Origin of the sequence: Nocardia salmonicida (genome assembly GCF_036142455.1) — a bacterium.
Taxonomy (GTDB): domain Bacteria; phylum Actinomycetota; class Actinomycetes; order Mycobacteriales; family Mycobacteriaceae; genus Nocardia; species Nocardia salmonicida.
The window spans coordinates 4,352,547-4,368,750 of the sequence record NZ_CP108014.1; the positions used below are offsets into that span (position 1 = coordinate 4,352,547).

The 16,204-nt window shown below is 68.8% G+C and carries 10 protein-coding genes; 6 read left to right on the top strand and 4 right to left on the bottom strand.

Annotation, left to right across the window (positions count from 1 at the left end; all coding sequences use genetic code 11):
* The first annotated feature begins 38 nt into the window (after positions 1-38).
* Positions 39-1,118: a Glu/Leu/Phe/Val dehydrogenase dimerization domain-containing protein gene (locus tag OHS03_RS20500; protein WP_328656280.1), complete on the top strand. Its 1,080-nt coding sequence runs from the start codon at positions 39-41 to the stop codon at positions 1,116-1,118.
* Entirely contained in the window at positions 1,118-2,611 is a 1,494-nt protein-coding gene (locus tag OHS03_RS20505; protein WP_328656282.1) for an APC family permease, read from the top strand. The genes OHS03_RS20500 and OHS03_RS20505 overlap by 1 nt, the downstream gene beginning before the upstream one ends.
* 77 nt (positions 2,612-2,688) lie before the next feature.
* On the opposite strand, the gene OHS03_RS20510 is transcribed toward OHS03_RS20505, so the two are convergent.
* Positions 2,689-3,360: a TetR/AcrR family transcriptional regulator gene (locus OHS03_RS20510; RefSeq protein ID WP_328656284.1), complete on the bottom strand. Its 672-nt coding sequence runs from the start codon at positions 3,358-3,360 to the stop codon at positions 2,689-2,691.
* 85 nt (positions 3,361-3,445) lie between these two features.
* On the opposite strand from OHS03_RS20510, the gene OHS03_RS20515 reads away from it, so the two are divergent.
* The gene (locus OHS03_RS20515) at positions 3,446-4,258 is read left to right on the top strand and encodes a thioesterase family protein (RefSeq protein ID WP_328656286.1); all 813 of its coding nucleotides are present in this window, start codon (positions 3,446-3,448) and stop codon (positions 4,256-4,258) included.
* Between the two features lie 8 nt (positions 4,259-4,266).
* On the opposite strand, the gene OHS03_RS20520 is transcribed toward OHS03_RS20515, so the two are convergent.
* Entirely contained in the window at positions 4,267-5,007 is a 741-nt protein-coding gene (locus tag OHS03_RS20520) for an IclR family transcriptional regulator (RefSeq protein ID WP_328656288.1), read from the bottom strand.
* Positions 5,004-6,497: an APC family permease gene (locus OHS03_RS20525; protein WP_328656290.1), complete on the bottom strand. Its 1,494-nt coding sequence runs from the start codon at positions 6,495-6,497 to the stop codon at positions 5,004-5,006. Before OHS03_RS20525 ends, OHS03_RS20520 begins: the two co-directional genes overlap by 4 nt.
* A gap of 235 nt (positions 6,498-6,732) precedes the next feature.
* Here OHS03_RS20525 and OHS03_RS20530 point away from each other — a divergent pair, with 235 nt between their 5' ends.
* The 3 genes from OHS03_RS20530 (at position 6,733) to OHS03_RS20540 (ending at position 9,969) form a co-directional block, all read left to right on the top strand.
* A complete protein-coding gene (locus OHS03_RS20530) occupies positions 6,733-8,298 on the top strand; it encodes a flavin monoamine oxidase family protein (RefSeq protein ID WP_328664336.1) in 1,566 nt (521 codons plus the stop codon).
* A gap of 29 nt (positions 8,299-8,327) precedes the next feature.
* Positions 8,328-8,972 carry a Rid family hydrolase gene (locus tag OHS03_RS20535; protein WP_328656293.1) on the top strand — a complete coding sequence of 215 codons (645 nt, stop codon included), beginning with the start codon at positions 8,328-8,330 and terminating at the stop codon, positions 8,970-8,972.
* Between the two features lie 145 nt (positions 8,973-9,117).
* Positions 9,118-9,969, top strand: a complete 852-nt coding sequence (locus OHS03_RS20540; RefSeq protein WP_328656295.1) for a 3-hydroxybutyryl-CoA dehydrogenase — start codon at positions 9,118-9,120, stop codon at positions 9,967-9,969.
* A 63-nt stretch (positions 9,970-10,032) separates the two neighbouring features.
* Here OHS03_RS20540 and OHS03_RS20545 read toward each other — a convergent pair whose 3' ends face one another.
* Positions 10,033-16,185: a non-ribosomal peptide synthetase gene (locus tag OHS03_RS20545; protein WP_328656297.1), complete on the bottom strand. Its 6,153-nt coding sequence runs from the start codon at positions 16,183-16,185 to the stop codon at positions 10,033-10,035.
* Positions 16,186-16,204 lie beyond the last annotated feature (19 nt).

Sequence of the window (16,204 nt, forward strand, 5' to 3'; positions counted from 1 at the left end):
CGATCCGCGGTGCGCGGTAACAAGAAAGGAAATCGACAGTGACCGTTGCGCACACCGAAGCAGGAGTCTTCGGCCGATCGCACGAGCTCAGCGCCCGCGCCCACGAGCAGGTCGTGTTCTGCGAGGACGACAGGTCCGGGCTGAAGGCGATCATCGCCATCCACTCGACCGCGCTCGGCCCCGCCCTCGGCGGTACCCGCTTCTACCCCTACGCCGACGAATCCGCCGCGTTGCAGGACGTCCTGCGACTGTCGTGGGGCATGACCTACAAGGCCGCTGCGGCGGGCGTCGACCTCGGTGGCGGCAAAGCGGTGATCATCGGCGATCCGGCCACGCTGAAGAGTGCGGACCTGCTCGCCGCCTACGCGCGTTTCGTCGAAACCCTCGGCGGGCGCTACATCACCGCCGGTGACGTGGGCACCAACACCGACGATCTCGATGTCATCGGTCGGCACACCCGCCACGTCACCGGCCGCAGCGTCGGCGCGGGCGGCAGCGGCGACAGTGCCAGGCTGACCGCGCTCGGCGTCTTCCACTCGATGCGCGCCGGAGCCGAATTCGTCTGGGGTGCACCGACACTGGCCGGTCGTACGGTCGGCGTCGAGGGCGTCGGCAAGGTCGGGCGCGAACTCACCGCCCTGCTGCTCGCCGACGGCGCCGAGGTCTGCGTGACCGATGTGAACGAGGCGGCGCTGCGGCGCATCACCGACGAACTGCCCGCCGTCCGGTTGCTGTCGACAGTGTCCACCGCGCCGGTCGACGTGTACGCCCCCTGCGCGATGGGCGCCACCCTCACCGCGGCGAGCGCCGCGACGATCGAGGCGAAGCTCATCTGCGGCGCGGCGAACAACCAACTCGCGACACCCGAGGTCGAGCAGGCGCTCACCGACCGCGGCATCACCTGGGTACCCGATTTCGTGGCCAATGCCGGTGGCCTCATCCAGGTGGCCGGTGAACTGCGCGCCGCCGCACCGGCCGAGGTCGAAGCCGAGGTCGCCGACATCTACCCGCGCTGCCGCGAGATCATCGCCGCCGCCATCACCGAGGGGATCGGGACCGGCGCCGCCGCCAACCGATTCGCCGAGCGCCGCCTCGATGCCATTCCGAGGTCGCTCTGATGATGAACAAGAGCAGCCTGTTCCGCACCAAGTCGGTCGAGCAGTCGATCCGTGACACCGACGATCCGGATGCCAAGCTCCGCAAGGATCTGACGGCGAAGGACCTGACGGTCTTCGGCGTCGCGGTGGTGATCGGCGCGGGCATCTTCACCCTCACCGCGCGCACCGCGGGCACGGTGGCGGGACCGGCGGTGTCGCTGGCCTTCGTCTTCGCCGCGATCGCGTGCGGGCTCACCGCCCTGTGCTACGCGGAGTTCGCCTCCACCGTGCCGGTGGCGGGCAGTGCGTACACCTTCGCCTACGCCACCTTCGGCGAGGTGATCGCCTGGATCATCGGCTGGGACCTGATCCTGGAGTTCGCGCTCGCGGTGTCGGTGGTCGCCAAGGGCTGGTCGCAATACCTCGGCGAAGTGCTCGGGTCGTCGGCGCCGGTGGTCCACCTCGGATCGGTGACCTTCGATTGGGGCGCGGTGCTGATCATCGCGGTGGTCGGCGTGCTGCTGGCGACCGGGACCAAGTTGTCGTCGCGGGTCTCGGCCGTCGCCGTCGCGATCAAACTGGGTGTGATCGCGCTGGTGCTGGTCGTCGGCGCGACCTACTTCAAGCCGTCGAACCTGACGCCCTACATCCCGCCCGCGCAACCGTCGCAGAAGGCCGAGGGTATGCACCAGTCGCTGTTCGCCTTCCTCACCGGATCCGGTGGCACCAGCTACGGCTGGTACGGATTGCTCGCCGCGGCCAGCCTGGTGTTCTTCGCCTTCATCGGCTTCGACGTGGTGGCCACCACCGCCGAGGAGACGCGCAACCCACAGCGCGACATCCCGCGCGGCATCCTGGCGTCGCTGGCGATCGTGACGGTGCTCTACATCGCGGTCTCGGTGGTCCTCACCGGCATGGTGTCCTACACCGAACTCGCCGACGGCAACGCCACGCTCGCCACCGCCTTCGCCATCCAGGGCGCGACCTGGGTGAAGAACATCATCGCCATCGGCGCGCTGGCCGGGCTGTCGACCGTGGTGATGGTGATGTTCCTCGGGCAGACCCGGGTGTTGTTCGCCATGGCCCGTGACGGTCTGCTCCCCCGAGGTCTGGCCAAGACCGGGAAGAAGGGCACGCCGGTTCGGCTGACCGTGCTCGTCGGTGTGGTGTGCGCGCTGCTGGCCGGCTTCGTCGAGTTCGGCACGCTGGAGGAAATGGTCAATATCGGCACGCTGGTCGCCTTCGTGCTGGTGTCGATCGGGGTGCTGGTGCTGCGCCGGACCCGTCCGGATCTGCCGCGCGGATTCCGCGTCCCGTTCGTACCGGTGGTTCCCATCCTGGGCGCCCTGGCCTGCCTGTGGCTGATGGTCAACCTCTCGATCGAGACCTGGCTGCGCTTCGTGATCTGGATGGCACTCGGTGTCATCGTCTACTTCGCGTACGGTCGCAGGCACTCGATCCTCGGACGCGGACAACCAGAATCCGCGGAGCCGGAGTTGACGCCGGTCAGATAACCGAAACCGCTGCACGCTCATCGGGGTCGGCGCTCCCACCGGATCGCCGACCCCCGAACGTTCCGGAAACCGTTCGGTCAGAACGCGTTCCGGGCATCGCTGTCGAACCGAGGGCTGAAGGATTCGCGCCCCGCGATCGACGCGACATCACCGACGGTTGTCGCGACCGTGGTGCACCGCACCAGCATCTCGGGGATGCTCACCTCATCGATATGGCGTTGGTACCAGCTCACCAGTGCCGACAGGATGCCCAGCCACACGTCGGCGAGGATCTCGCGGTCGGTCGGATCCACCGGGCCCCGAGGACCGAGCAACGCGAAGGTTCCGTCCATCGCGAGCGCGCGGATCGACGCGCGGTAGGTCAGCGCTGCCCGCCCGCCGGCCGTGGTCTCCAGCACCGTCGTGTCGTGGAGCAGTTCCCAGTCGTATCGCCGGTCACGCAGTGATTCGAAGATGCACCGGAGGGTGTCGGAAGCCATGTATTCGGCCGGACTGGTGGCGAGCACTCCGGTGATCGCGGTGACCAGCACCTCACCAGCCTCCTGCACGCACCGCAGATGCAGGGCGTCCTTGCTGCCGAACAAGCTCAAGATCAGCGCCTTGGAGATGTCGGTCTCCGCGGCGACAGCCTCCAACGAGGTTCGCCGATATCCGTCGGTGCCGAAACGGAGCGTGGCAGCGGCCAGTATTCGTCGCTCCCGTTCCTGACGCGGCACCCCTTTGGTCCCCGAGCCGGTTGCCTGACGCACCGTCCCAGCTTACAGTCGAGCCATTGATATGACCGCGTGGTCACATCGGTGGCGAGAACAAGAATTGATCGAAAGGCGCAACCCGGTGACGTATACGGCGCAACCGCGACCCAGTTATTTCGAACGGGTCGGTGCGCACAGCTTCGTGCCGACGGTTCACGCGAGAGGGGCCTGGGCTGTCGATGAGCAGCACTTCAGCCCGCTCGGCGGGCTGCTGGTCCACGAGATCGAACGAGTGCGAGCCGACGAAGGACGAACCGAGCTACTGATCAGCCGGTTGGGCTTCGATATCCTCGGCCGAAACACGTTCGAGCAGTTCGATATTCATGTCGAAACCATCCGTCCGGGTCGGACGATCGAACTCGTCGAGGCGACGGTCACCATCGCGGGTCGTGCCACGGTGTCGGCGCGCGCCTGGCTGATGACGGCCGAGGACACCTGCGCCGTCGCGGGCGGCGAGCCGGACCGACTCCCCGCGCCGGAATCGCTGTCGCCGTGGCCGCTCGGTTCCGTGTGGCCCGGCGGGTATGTCGCTTCACTGGAGACTCGGCCGGTCGGTATCCCCCAGCCCGGACGCACCACGGCGTGGCTGTCCACGCCTCTCGATCTGGTCGCGGGCGAAAAGGCGAGCGCCCTGGCGTCGTATGTAGCCCTGGTCGACACGGCCAACGGCATCGCGGTCCGCCAAGAACCCACCAAATGGATGTTCCCCAACCTGGATCTGACCATTCACCTGTACCGGCAACCCGAGGCGGGGTGGACGGGCCTCGACACCACTGTCACCTTCGGCCACACCGGCCAAGGCATCACGAGCACCGTCTTGCACGACATCCGCGGTCCCGTCGGGCGCGCCGAGCAGATCCTCACCGTTCGACCACAGCCGGACAGCGAGAAATAGCGCCGCTGTCACAGCGTCAGCCGGTCGGCGGAGGACGTGAGCAGGTCGATGAGGTCGCGGTCGTGCACGGGCAGACGGCCGGTCTTGCCGATCGCCGCCAGGGCGCCGGTGATGGTGCCGTCGGCGGTGCGGATCGGAACGGCGACGGCGCTGCGGCCGAGGCGGCATTCGTTCACCTCGACAGCAACGGCGTTCGCGGCGACTCGGCGAAGTTCGGCGGCGAGGTAGGCAGCTTCGGTGATGGTGAAGGTGGTGACCTTGCGCAGGGTTGCCTCGGCAGCGAATTCGGGGTGCCGCACCATCAGTATCTTGCCGATCGCGGAGGCGTGCGGATAGTTGACCAGCACCTTCTCCCCACTCAGCTCGTGGTCGGGGTCCTTGTCGATCATCCTGATCCGGCCGTCGGCGAAGGAGGCGAGATGGATGCCGAAGCGCAGCTGGGCGCGTAGTTCGCCGAGGATGCGGGAATTGCCAGAGGCAGGCTCCGGCGCGGCCGCCCCGGCGAGTTCACGGGTACGGCGGCCGAGGGCGAAGCCGGACAGGTCCTCGATTCGCACCAGATAGCCGTCGGCGACAAGGAGATTCAGCAGGCGGTACGCGGTCGCGGGGGCGATGCCGGTCTGCGCGGCGATGTCTTTCGCGGTGGCGCCCGAGCCGAGTTGCGCCACCGCTTCGAGCAGGGCCAGTGCCTTCTGGACAGCCCTCGGCTCGTGCCCGGTCGGGCCGTCGCGGCGGGTCGTCGTTGTCACTGTTGGCCGCGGTCCGCCCCCACCAGGGCCATCGCGCCGCGGGCGTTGACGGCGAACGCCCCGGCACCGGGCAGCACGTCAGCGGATTCGGGACTGTCGAAAACACCGATGGCCGTGAGCGTTCGGGGACGGGCGTCGCGCAGATACCGGTACCAGGCGGCACCGACCACCAGCACCGCGAGCACGGTCGCGGGCGCGACCACCACACCGTCGCTCGCATCCGACACCGTCAGACAGGCCAGCACCGCGGCGAGTACGCCACTGCCGATCCACCCGGCGAAACGGTCGACCCGGCTCAGCTCGCGAATACGGCCGAGGAACAGCACAGCGCCCACCGCGACGAGGATGTAGGACAGCGCCAGCGCCGTGCGCATGACGGTCTTGGCTACGGCGGGCACACCGTCGAGCGCGACGAAGCCCGAACCGACCGTCGCTACGATTCCGATGATCACCACCAGCGCCACGTGCGGGGTCCGCAATCGTGTCCCTACCCGGCTGAAAAGCCGTGGCAACACGCCCTCCACGCTCATCGAATACACCAGTCGCGACGCCGCGTTGGACGAGGCCATCGACGATCCGAGCCACGAGCACGTCAGCCCCGCGTCGAGCAGGATCACCACGAGCAGACTCGACCCACTCGCCGTCCCGTGCAGATACGCGTTGACCACCGCTCCCGCATGCCCGGACCAGGCCGCCCACGACGCGAAGATGAACAGTGCCCCGCACAGGACCGGGGTGAGCAGCACGGTACGGGTGACGGTGACCAGCGGACGCCGCGTCTCCGGTGCGAAGAAGGTGGCGCTCTCGAAGCCCGCGAGCGCGAACAGCGCCGACATCGCGATGGCCAGCACCGCGGGAACATTCGGTGCGGTCGGCGTGATCGCGACGGCGGGCCCCGATACCAGCATGAGGCCGATGATGAAGGCCAGCGAACACGCCTCGACCGCCAGAATCGCGATCGCGGCGAACCGCACGCCGCGCACGAGCACCGCCCCGACCAGCACCGCGATGCCGAGGTAGACCGCCCCGATCTGCCAGCCGCGCAGCGTGATTCCCAGTTGTGCCGCCAACGCGAGCGCGGTCTGCGACCCGTGATACATCGTCAAAGACGCACTGCCCAGATACTTCACGAGCATGCCGACACCACACGTCAGCGCCGCACGCGGTCCCGCACCATGGCTGACGAAGGTGTACAGGCCGCCCGCCGCGGACAGACGCCGGGTGAACTGTGCGACGCAGAACGCGATCAGGGTGACGACCAGAGTGGCCACGATGATCGTCACCGCCCCGGGCAGCAGCGTGTCGTGGGTGAGCATGGTGACCGGCAACAGCACCATCGACGCGGCGGGCGCGGTGGTGGCCACCGACTGACCGAGCAGCGCCACCCCGGACAGTTGCCTGCGCCCGAGCGCGCGCAACGGCGACACCGCAGGTCGCTCGGGTTCTCCCGCCGCGAACGACCGCGCGACCGCGTCGGCCAGTGCCGTCACCACACACCTCCCAGTTGTCGGTGCGGGCGAGATTAGCCAGAGCTGGTTTCAGGGGTATTGCGGGCGCGAGTCAACCGATGGACACCGAGCGAGAAAGTGCCGACGCCGATCTCACTCACCGATCGGTGAACGTTTTCCACGGCGTAGCGGCACCGACCCACCCTCGACGGACGCTGTCGCAGAACGGATATCGCGGCGGACGGAGCTTCCCATGGCAGTCACCAGAAGATCATTCATGCAGAGTCTCGGCCTCACCGGTGGTGCCGGTCTCGCCTACGGCGCGATGTCGACCCTCGGCCTCGCACCCGCGACGGCGCAGGTGTCGTTCCGCTCGCCCGCCATGGGCGACCTCATCGGCAAGGCCGACGGTGGCGCGAAGGTGGCGATCCTCGGCGGCGGGCCCTCGGGGTTGTGCGCGGCCTACGAACTGGGCAAAGCCGGCTACGACGTGACCGTGCTCGAAGCCAGGAAGCGAGCGGGCGGGCGGGTGTGGTCGGTGCGCAACGGCACCACCGAAACCGATCTCAACGGCGAGACCCAGAGTTGCACCTTCGCCGAAGGGCACTACTTCAACCTGGGCGCCACGCGAATCCCACAGAGCCACATCACCCTCGATTACTGTCGCGAACTCGGTGTCGAGATCCAGCCGTTCGGCAATCAGAACGCCAACACCCTGGTGAACTATCAGAGCGGCACCTCGATCTCCGGGCAGTCGGTGCAGTACCGCGCGGCCAAGGCCGATATGTACGGCTACATGTCCGAGCTGCTGCAAAAGGCCGCGTCGCGGGGCGCACTCGACGACGTGCTCTCCGGCGCCGACAAGGAGGCGCTGTCTTCGTTCCTGCGCGATTTCGGCGACCTCTCCAGTGACGGCCGCTACCTCGGCTCGACCCGGCGCGGCTACACCGCCGAGCCCGGTGGCGGTCTGAACTTCGGCGAACACCCGGGACCGTTCCCGATGTCGGACACGATCCGCAGCGGTCTCGGCCGCAATTTCAGCTTCGAATTCGGCTACGACCAGGCCATGATGATGATGACCCCGGTCGGCGGCATGGACCGTATCTACGCCGCCTTCCAGCGCGAGATCGGCACGCAGCGAATCCATTTCGGCGCCGAGGTGTCGGCGATGAACAACACCCCCGACGGTGTGCGGATCGAATACACCCAGGACGGCGCGCGGAAGTCCCTCGACGCCGACTACTGCATCTGCACGCTGCCGCCATATCTCGTCGGTCGCCTGGCCAACAACCTGCCCGCCGACGTGCTCACCGCGCTGAAGGCGGCGATCCCGGTGTCGTCCGGCAAGCTCGGCATCGAGTACTCGCGCCGCTGGTGGGAGCTCGACGACCGGATCTACGGCGGCGCGAGCAATACCGACAAAGACATTTCCCAGATCATGTTCCCGTACGACCACTACAACGGCGACCGCGGCGTGGTGGTCGGCTACTACAACACCGGCAAACGCCATCAAGCCTTCGAATCACTCACGCACCGGCAGCGTCTGGCGAAAGCCGTCGACGAGGGCGCGGCGATGCACGGCGACAAGTATCGACGCGACATCGCCTCGTCGTTCTCCGGCAGCTGGCGGCGAACCAAGTACTCCGAGGGCGCGTGGGTCGGTTGGTCGGGCAGCAATTCCCACGGCGGTGAGGCCACCCCCGAATACACGAAACTCCTTGCCCCCGTGGAGCGCATCTACTTCGCCGGCGACCACCTGTCCAACGCGATCGCCTGGCAGCACGGCGCCTTCACCTCCGCCCGCGACGTGGTGACCGCCCTGCACGCCCGCGTTGCCGCCTGAATCTCTCACCCCGACAAGGAGTATCAACCATGAAGACGACGATCACCCTGGCCGTGACGACCCTCGCGGCGCTCGCCCTCACCTCCTGTTCCGCCGACCCGGTCGAGTCGAAGCCGACCGGTGCGCCGAGTACGTCGGTTCTCGAAGCGGGACAGGCGAATCCGATGATCGCCCAGGGCGTGACGATCGCCGCCGACGCCGCCGTCTACAAGACCAGCGGCCTAGGCCCCACTGCCACCAACAAAGCCGCCCCCACCGGCAGCCCCGAATCCTTCATCGACACCCAGCAGTTCGCCGACGCGAAGCTGCCCGCCGGTGTCACCGTCACCGAAGCACAGGGCATGTCGGTGCTGGCCAGAATCCGGGAGAACCTCGAAGCCCAGGGCCTGACCCTGGACAACGTGATCACCATGCGCGTGTTCCTCGACAACGCCCCCGGCACCGACCGCGCCGACTACGCCGGCTGGAACCGCGCCTACCGGCAGTTCTTCGCCAATACGAATCTCACCACCGGCGACACCGAGCTGGTCCCCCTCGGCACCGCGGCACCGGCCGCGCCCCTGGTCCGCAACGCGGCACGGCCGAGCCGCTTCGCCCTGGAAGTAGCGAGCCTGCCGGTGGCGGGATGGCTGGTCGAAGTCGAAGTCGACGCGGTGTACCCAGCGGGTAAGTGAAGCGGCCCGCCCGACGAATTCCCTGTTCAGGGGCATGTGCGGCCCGTGCGATAGCTCACGTTCCGACAGCCTGTGGCACTGAGTGCCAGCCCGGGTGAAATAATCCCCGGGACAACCAGGGCAATGCGATGTTGGGAGTTCGGCAATGGAGTTGATCGGTGTAATCGGCGGCGGCACGATGGGTGCGGGTATCGCGGAGGTGTGCGCCAAGGCGGGCAGCTCGGTGCTCGTGCTCGAGACGAAGCAGGAGTTCGCCGAGGCGGCGCAGAACCGGATCGCCACCTCGATCGCCCGCGGCGTCGCCAAGGGCAAGATCACCCAGGACGAGGCCGACGCTGTGCTCGCGCGGGTGCGCGTGACCCTGGACATGAACGAGTTCGCCGATCGCGACCTGGTGATCGAGGCGGCGCCGGAGATCGAGGCGCTCAAGTACGAGATCTTCGGCAAGCTGGACAAGATCGTCAAGCCCGAGGGCATCCTGGCCACCAACACCTCCTCGATCCCCGTGATCAAGGTGGCGGGCGCGACCGAGCGCCCCGAGCGGGTCGTCGGCGTGCACTTCTTCAACCCCGTGCCGGTGATGCCGCTGGTCGAGATCATCTCGACCCTGGTGACCGCTCCGGAAGCGGCCGCGGCCGTCACCGACTACGTGAAGAACACCCTCGGCAAGATGGCCGTGCAGGCCGGTGACCGCTCCGGGTTCATCGTCAACGCGCTGCTCATCCCCTACCTCTGTTCCGCGATTCGGATGCTCGAGTCGGGCTACGCCACCGCCGAGGACATCGACGCGGCGATGAAGGGCGGCTGTGGCTACCCGATGGGCCCGCTGACGCTGCTCGACACCGTCGGCCTCGACATCGCCCTCGCGGCGTCGGAGTCGCTGTACGCGGAGTTCGCCGAGCCGCACCTCGCGCCGCCCGCACTGCTGCGCCGGATGGTGGACGCGGGCCGACTGGGCCGCAAGACCGGGCGTGGGTTCTACGACTACGCGAAGTGATCCGCTGTCCCGCAGGAGCTCGTGCTCCTGCGGGACGCCTCCGCCACAGCAGTGGTCCTGGATTCAGGCCCGCGCCAGGTTCTCGGCATCGGGCGCGGGGAAGAAGCCGATGTCGATGTAGTGGTCGAAGTAGCGGGCGATGACCTCGGCGTCGACCGCGGGGAACTCGATCGGCAGGCCGCGGAAGGGCTCGACCGGGGCCGATTCCACCTCACTCAGCACCGCCACCGGGTTTGCCTTGGCGAGAGCGGCCGCGTAGTTGCCGCTCAGCGCGGAGGCCCGAGCCAGGATGGGGTCCGCGTCGGGGCGTTCGGCGGCAGTGGAGAGCTGCAGGCCGAATTCCATCGGGTCGATGAAGTCGAAACGGTAACCACGGCTGCGGATTTCCTCGTAGACGACCTGCAGCGGCACCTGCGCGCCAGCGGCCCGGAAGATATTGCCGATGGCCGCCGCCTGGCGGGATCGGCTGACGATCCCCGCCGCGACATGGTCGACCGGGGCCATCTCGATGGCGATCGCCCGCACATCGACAGCCACCCCGAGCACCAGCATGGACCGCAACATCGTCCACCAGGCGTCTTCGGCAGGGGCCACGCCCGTGCGGGAGTCGCCGGTGATCAAGCCGGGGCGGTAGACGGCGATGGGAACGCCACGCTCGATCGCGGTGTGCACGAGCTGCTCGGCGACCCACTTGGTCATCGCGTAACCGGGCAGACCGGCGGGAACGCCGTTGTCCTGCGGGACCCCCGCCAGCACCGACAGGGTCGACACATAGTGGATCGGCTTGACCCGGGTGGTGGTGGCCAGGCGCAACACCTCGGTGGTGCCGCCGACGTTGGCCGCCCGCATCCGCGCATACGGTTCGAGGTGGTTCACCAGTGCGCCGTTGTGATAGATCGCGTCGGCCCTCGCGGCGAGTTCGGCGAAGCGCAGCGGGTCCATGCCGAGGTTCGGTTGCGCGAGATCGCCGGGTACGCCGACGATTCGGTCGACGTAGGGCGTCAGGTCGATGCGGTACTTCGCGGCGGTCGAGACGATGCGATCCACCGCGCCCGCGTCATCGGTGGCGCGGACCAGACAGTGGATGGTCGCGGAGGTCTGCTCCAGGAGTTCGCGCAGGAGAAAGCTGCCGAGGAATCCGGTGGCGCCGGTGAGCAGCAGCGTGGCCGGTGCGCCGATGCGCTGTGGTGCGCAGCCGGTGAGGTCGATCGACGGGTCGAGGATCGCGTCGACGGCCGGGTCGGGCCCGGCGGCCGAGGCCGAGGACTCGTCGCGCAGGGCCAGTGCCAGGTCGCTGACCAGCGGATAGCTGAACAGCAGGCGCAGCGGCACCTCGATGCCCAGTTGCTCGGCGAGGGTGGCGCGCACCCGGATCGCCGCGAGGGAGGTGCCGCCGAGCACGAAGAAGTCGTCGTCGCGGCCGACCCGTTCGAGGTCGAGAACCTCGGCGATCGCCGTCGCGACGATCTGCTCGTCGGCGGTGGCAGGCGCCTGGTATTCGCGGATCTCCACGGCGGGCGCGGGCAGCGCCTTGCGGTCGAGCTTGCCGGTGGCACCGAGCGGGAACTCGTCGAGCACCAGCAGGCGGTGCGGAATCATGTACGGGGGCAACAGGGTTCGGATGGTGGCCAGCACCTCGGCGGTGTCCACCGCGGCATCGAGGGGCGTCACGTAGCCGACCAGCTGCTCGTGGTGCACCGCGACCGCCGCACCCGCGACCGCCGGATGCGTGCGCAGCGCCGCCTCGATCTCACCGGGTTCGATGCGCAGGCCGTGCAGTTTGAGCTGAACGTCGGTGCGGCCCAGGTAGGTCAGGTCACCGGACGGCAGCCTGCGCACCAGGTCGCCGGTGCGGTACATGCGTTCGCCGACCGGACCGTACGGGTCGGCGACGAATCGTTCCATCGTCTTGTCGGGGCTGCCGAGGTAGCCGCGGGCCAGTTGCGCACCGGCCAGATACAGCTCGCCGGGCGTGCCGACGGGCACCGGCCGCAGCCGCGCGTCGAGTACGTAGGCGCGGGAGTTCCAGTGCGGCACGCCGATCGGAACGATGCCGTCACCCACCTCGGTCACGTCGGCGCCGGTGATCGACACGGTGGCCTCGGTGGGACCGTACAGGTTGTGCAGACGCCCCGCGGTGACGGTGGTGAAGCGTTCGATGGTGGCATTCGGCAGTGCTTCACCGCCGACCCATACCGCGCGCACCGATCGCAGGGTGCCGGTCGGTGCGGAATCCAGGAGCATCTGGAGCACCGAGGGCACGATGGTGGTGCCGGTGACACGGTGGCGGGCAATGAGTTCGGCGAGATAGGCCGGATCGGTGAGCCCCTGCGAGGCGGCCACGATCATGTGCGCGCCCGCGCGCAACGGGGTGGCGAAACCGATCATCGAGGCGTCGAAGGTGAACGGAATCGACTGCAGGACAGTGTCGGACTCCCCCACGCCGTACTCGCCGACCATGAACGCGGCCTGGTTGACGATCGCCGAATGCGGTACGCCGACGCCCTTGGGCTTGCCCGTCGAGCCGGACGTGAAGATCACATACGCCAGGTCGAGGGTGCGCAGCGGGCGCAGGCGATCGGCATCGGTCAGCCAGGTGTCGGAGAAGGCAGACAGCGCCACCCGATCCACCGACACGACCGGCAGGCCGTCGGCTTCGATCGCGTCGGCCGTCGTGGTCAGCAGGCACACCGGCTGCGCGGCGGCGAGGATATCGGCGCGCCGTTCGGCGGGTGAATCGGGATCGAGCGGCACGTAGGCGCCACCGGCCGCGAAGACCGCGTACATGGCCACGACGAGATCGATCGACGGCCGAATCGCCACGCCCACAGTGCTTCCGGGGCCGACGCCGTCGGCGACGAGCAGCCGGGCCAGTTGGTTGACGCGACGGGCCAGCTCGCCGTAGCTGAGCGTGACCTCGCCGAAGGTGACCGCGGGTGCGTCCGGACGATGCTGGGCACGGGCCCGGAATTCGTCGAGCAACGTCGAGTCCGCGACGGGGCGGAGTTCGCCCGAGGGCTCGGTCAGCTCGTCCGCCGTCAGCAACGGCAGGTCGCCGACGGGCCGGTGCGGAGCGGCGACGGCCGCGGCGAGCAGCCCGGCCAGGCGGGTGCCGAGCGTCTCCATGGTCGAGGCGTCGAACAGGTCGGTGGCGTAGCGCCAGGAGCAGCGCAGACCGGCGGGTCCGTCGCTGTCCTCGAGCGGAACGACGGTGAGCTGCAGGTCCACCGGCGCGGCGTCCTCGCCCAGATCGACTGCCGACACCGTCAACTCGGGCAGCTCGAGGCGGGTGGCGCCGAAGTTCTGGAACGACAGCGCCACCTGGTACAGCGGGTGGTGGGCCTGGGTGCGCGGCGGATCCAGTTCGGCGACAAGCCGTTCGAAGGGCACATCGGCATGGGCGAAGGCGGCCAGGTCGATATCGCGGACCCGATCGAGCAGGGCCGCGAAGGATTCGGCGGCGTCGATGCGGGTGCGCAGGACGACGGTGTTGACGAACATGCCGACGAGATCGTCGAGCTCGGGTTCACCACGGCCCGCGACGGGAGCGCCGACGGTGACGTCATCCGTACCGGCGACCCGCGCCAGCAGCACCGACAGCGCGGCACGTACCACCATGAACAGCGAGGCGTTGTGTTCGCGCGCAAGGGTTTCCAGTGCGATATGCACCTGCGCGGGAACAGCGAAGTCCTGTGCGGCACCGCGGGTGCCCGCGACCGGTGGACGCGGGCGGTCGGTGGGCAGCTCGAGCAGAGCGGGGGCACCGGCGAGCGCGGTGCGCCAGAACCCTAGCTGCGCGGCCAGCAGTGAGCTGGAATCGTCTGCCGCGCCGAGCATTTCCTGCTGCCACAGCGTGTAGTCGGCGTACTGCACGGGCAACGGCTCCCAGCCCGGCGCGACGCCGCCGGCACGGGCGGCGTAGGCGGTCATCAGGTCGCGCGTCAGCGGGCCGAGCGAGAAGCCGTCGGTGGCGATGTGGTGCACGACGACGGCCAGCACGTGGTCGGTCGCGGAGAGCTGGAACACGGCCGCGCGCACGGGAACTCGACGGCACACATCGAACCCGCCGAAGGTCAGCCGGGCCAGTTCGCTCGGCAGGTCGGATTCCGCGATCGGGTCGACCAGCACGTCGAGACCGGCCTGGGCCAGGGGCAGCACCTGCTGGAAGCCCGCGCCCTCGTGCTCGGGGTACACCGTGCGCAGCACCTCGTGCCGTTCGAGCACGTCGTCGAGCGCGGCGGTGAGCGCGGCGGTGTCGAGTCGGCCGGACAGGCGAAGCGCGACCGGGATGTTGTAGGCGCTGGATTCGGGATCCAATCGCGCCAGGAACCACATGCGCTGCTGGGCGAGCGACAGCGGGACGTGCGCTCCGCGGTCACGCCGGGTCAGCGGCACGCGTACCGACGCGTCACCGACCAGCGCGTCGAGTGCGGTCGCCAGCTCGGCCACCGTGCCGTGTTCGAAAACGGTGCGGGCCGGTACTCGCACACCGACGGCGGCACCGAGGCGACCAGCCAGCTGGGTGGCGAGCAGTGAATTGCCACCGAGGGCGAAGAAATCGTCGCCGCTCCCGATCGGGTCCGTGCCGAGCAACTCGGCGAAGACCGCCGCCACGGTGCGTTCGGTGGCGCCACGCGGCTCCACGAACTCGCGCGCGACGAGTTCCGGTGCGGGCAGCGCCCGGTGATCGAGTTTGCCGACCGGCGTCAGCGGAACCTCGTCGAGCACCACGATCGCGGCGGGCACCGCGTGCTGGGGCAGGTGCTGCTCGGCCAACCTGGTCAGCGCCACCGTGTCGATGGTGGCGCCCGCGGCCGCGACGAGATAGGAGACGAGAGCGCTCTCCCCGCTGGGCAGCGTTCGGATGAGGGTGGCGCAGAAGCGCACCGTGTCGTCGGCGGCGAACAACGCGTCGATCTCGCCGAGTTCGATGCGGAAGCCTCGCAGTTTCACCTGCGCGTCGGTGCGACCGAGGAATTTCAGGCCGACCCCACCGGGCACCGGAACCCATTGCACCAGGTCGCCGGTGCGATAGAGCCTGCCGCGACCGAGCGGGTCTGCCACGAACCGGCTCGCGGTGAGCCCGGCCCGGTCGTGATAGCCGCGGGCCAGACCTTCGCCCGCGAGGTAGAGCTCACCGGGCACACGGTCTGGAACCGGACGCAAGCGGCCGTCGAGGACCAGTGCCGTCATTCCCGGGATCGTGTCGCCCATGGTGATCACGTCGTCGGCGGTCAGTCGATCGCTCATCGCGCAGACGATGGTGGTCTCGGTCGGGCCGTACACATTGAAGAACGCGCGGCCCGGTGCCCACTGTGCGATCAACTCGGGCGGATACGCCTCGCCGCCGACGGCGAGCGCGGTCAGTTCCGGCAGCGCCGCCGCGTCGAGCCCGGCCAGGGCCGCGGGGGTGATGAAGGCATGGGTCACGCGTTCGGCGCGCAGTAGTTCGGTCAGTTCGTCGCCGCCGTAGACATCGGGCGGTGCGATCACCATCGTCGCGCTCGCCCCGATCGCCAGGAGCATCTCCAACATGCTGGCGTCGAAGCTGGGCGAGGCGAAGTGCAGGGTGCGCGAGTCGCCGGTGATACCGAAGCGCCGGACCTGCTCGGCGCACAGCCCCGCCAGACCGGTGTGGGTGACCGCGACGCCCTTGGGGACGCCGGTCGAGCCGGAGGTGTAGATGATGTAGGCGAGATCGTCCGGGGAGAGCCTGCGCAGGCGTTCGCCCGCGCTCACCGGTTGGTCCGACATCGCGGCCGACTCGGCGTGGAACTCGTCGGAATCGATGGAGAGCCACTGGATTCCCGCGTCGAGACGTGCCGCGTCCGCCGCCTTCGCCAGCCCGAACCCGGCACCGGAATCAGTGAGCATGTGGGCGACTCGTTCGGCCGGGTACCGCGGATCGACCGGCACGAAGGTGGCCCCGGTCTTGGCCGCCGCCCACACCGCGACCACGGACTCGATCGAGCGGGTCAGCGCGAGGACGAAGCGGTCGCCGGGCCCGAGGCCGCGCGCGATCAGCACCCTGGCCAGGCGCGAGGACCACTGGTCGAGTTCGGTGTAGGTGAGGGTCTGCCCGTCGAACCGCAGCGCGGGCGCTTCCGGGGCTCGCTCGACGGCGGCCAGCAGCAGCCGCGGCAGCGTGGACGACACCGGCGCACGGCGAACCCGGCGCGTGGCTCGTCGGCGGACGCCAGGAGCTTGCTCAGTCACCGGAAACGCTTCCCTTCAC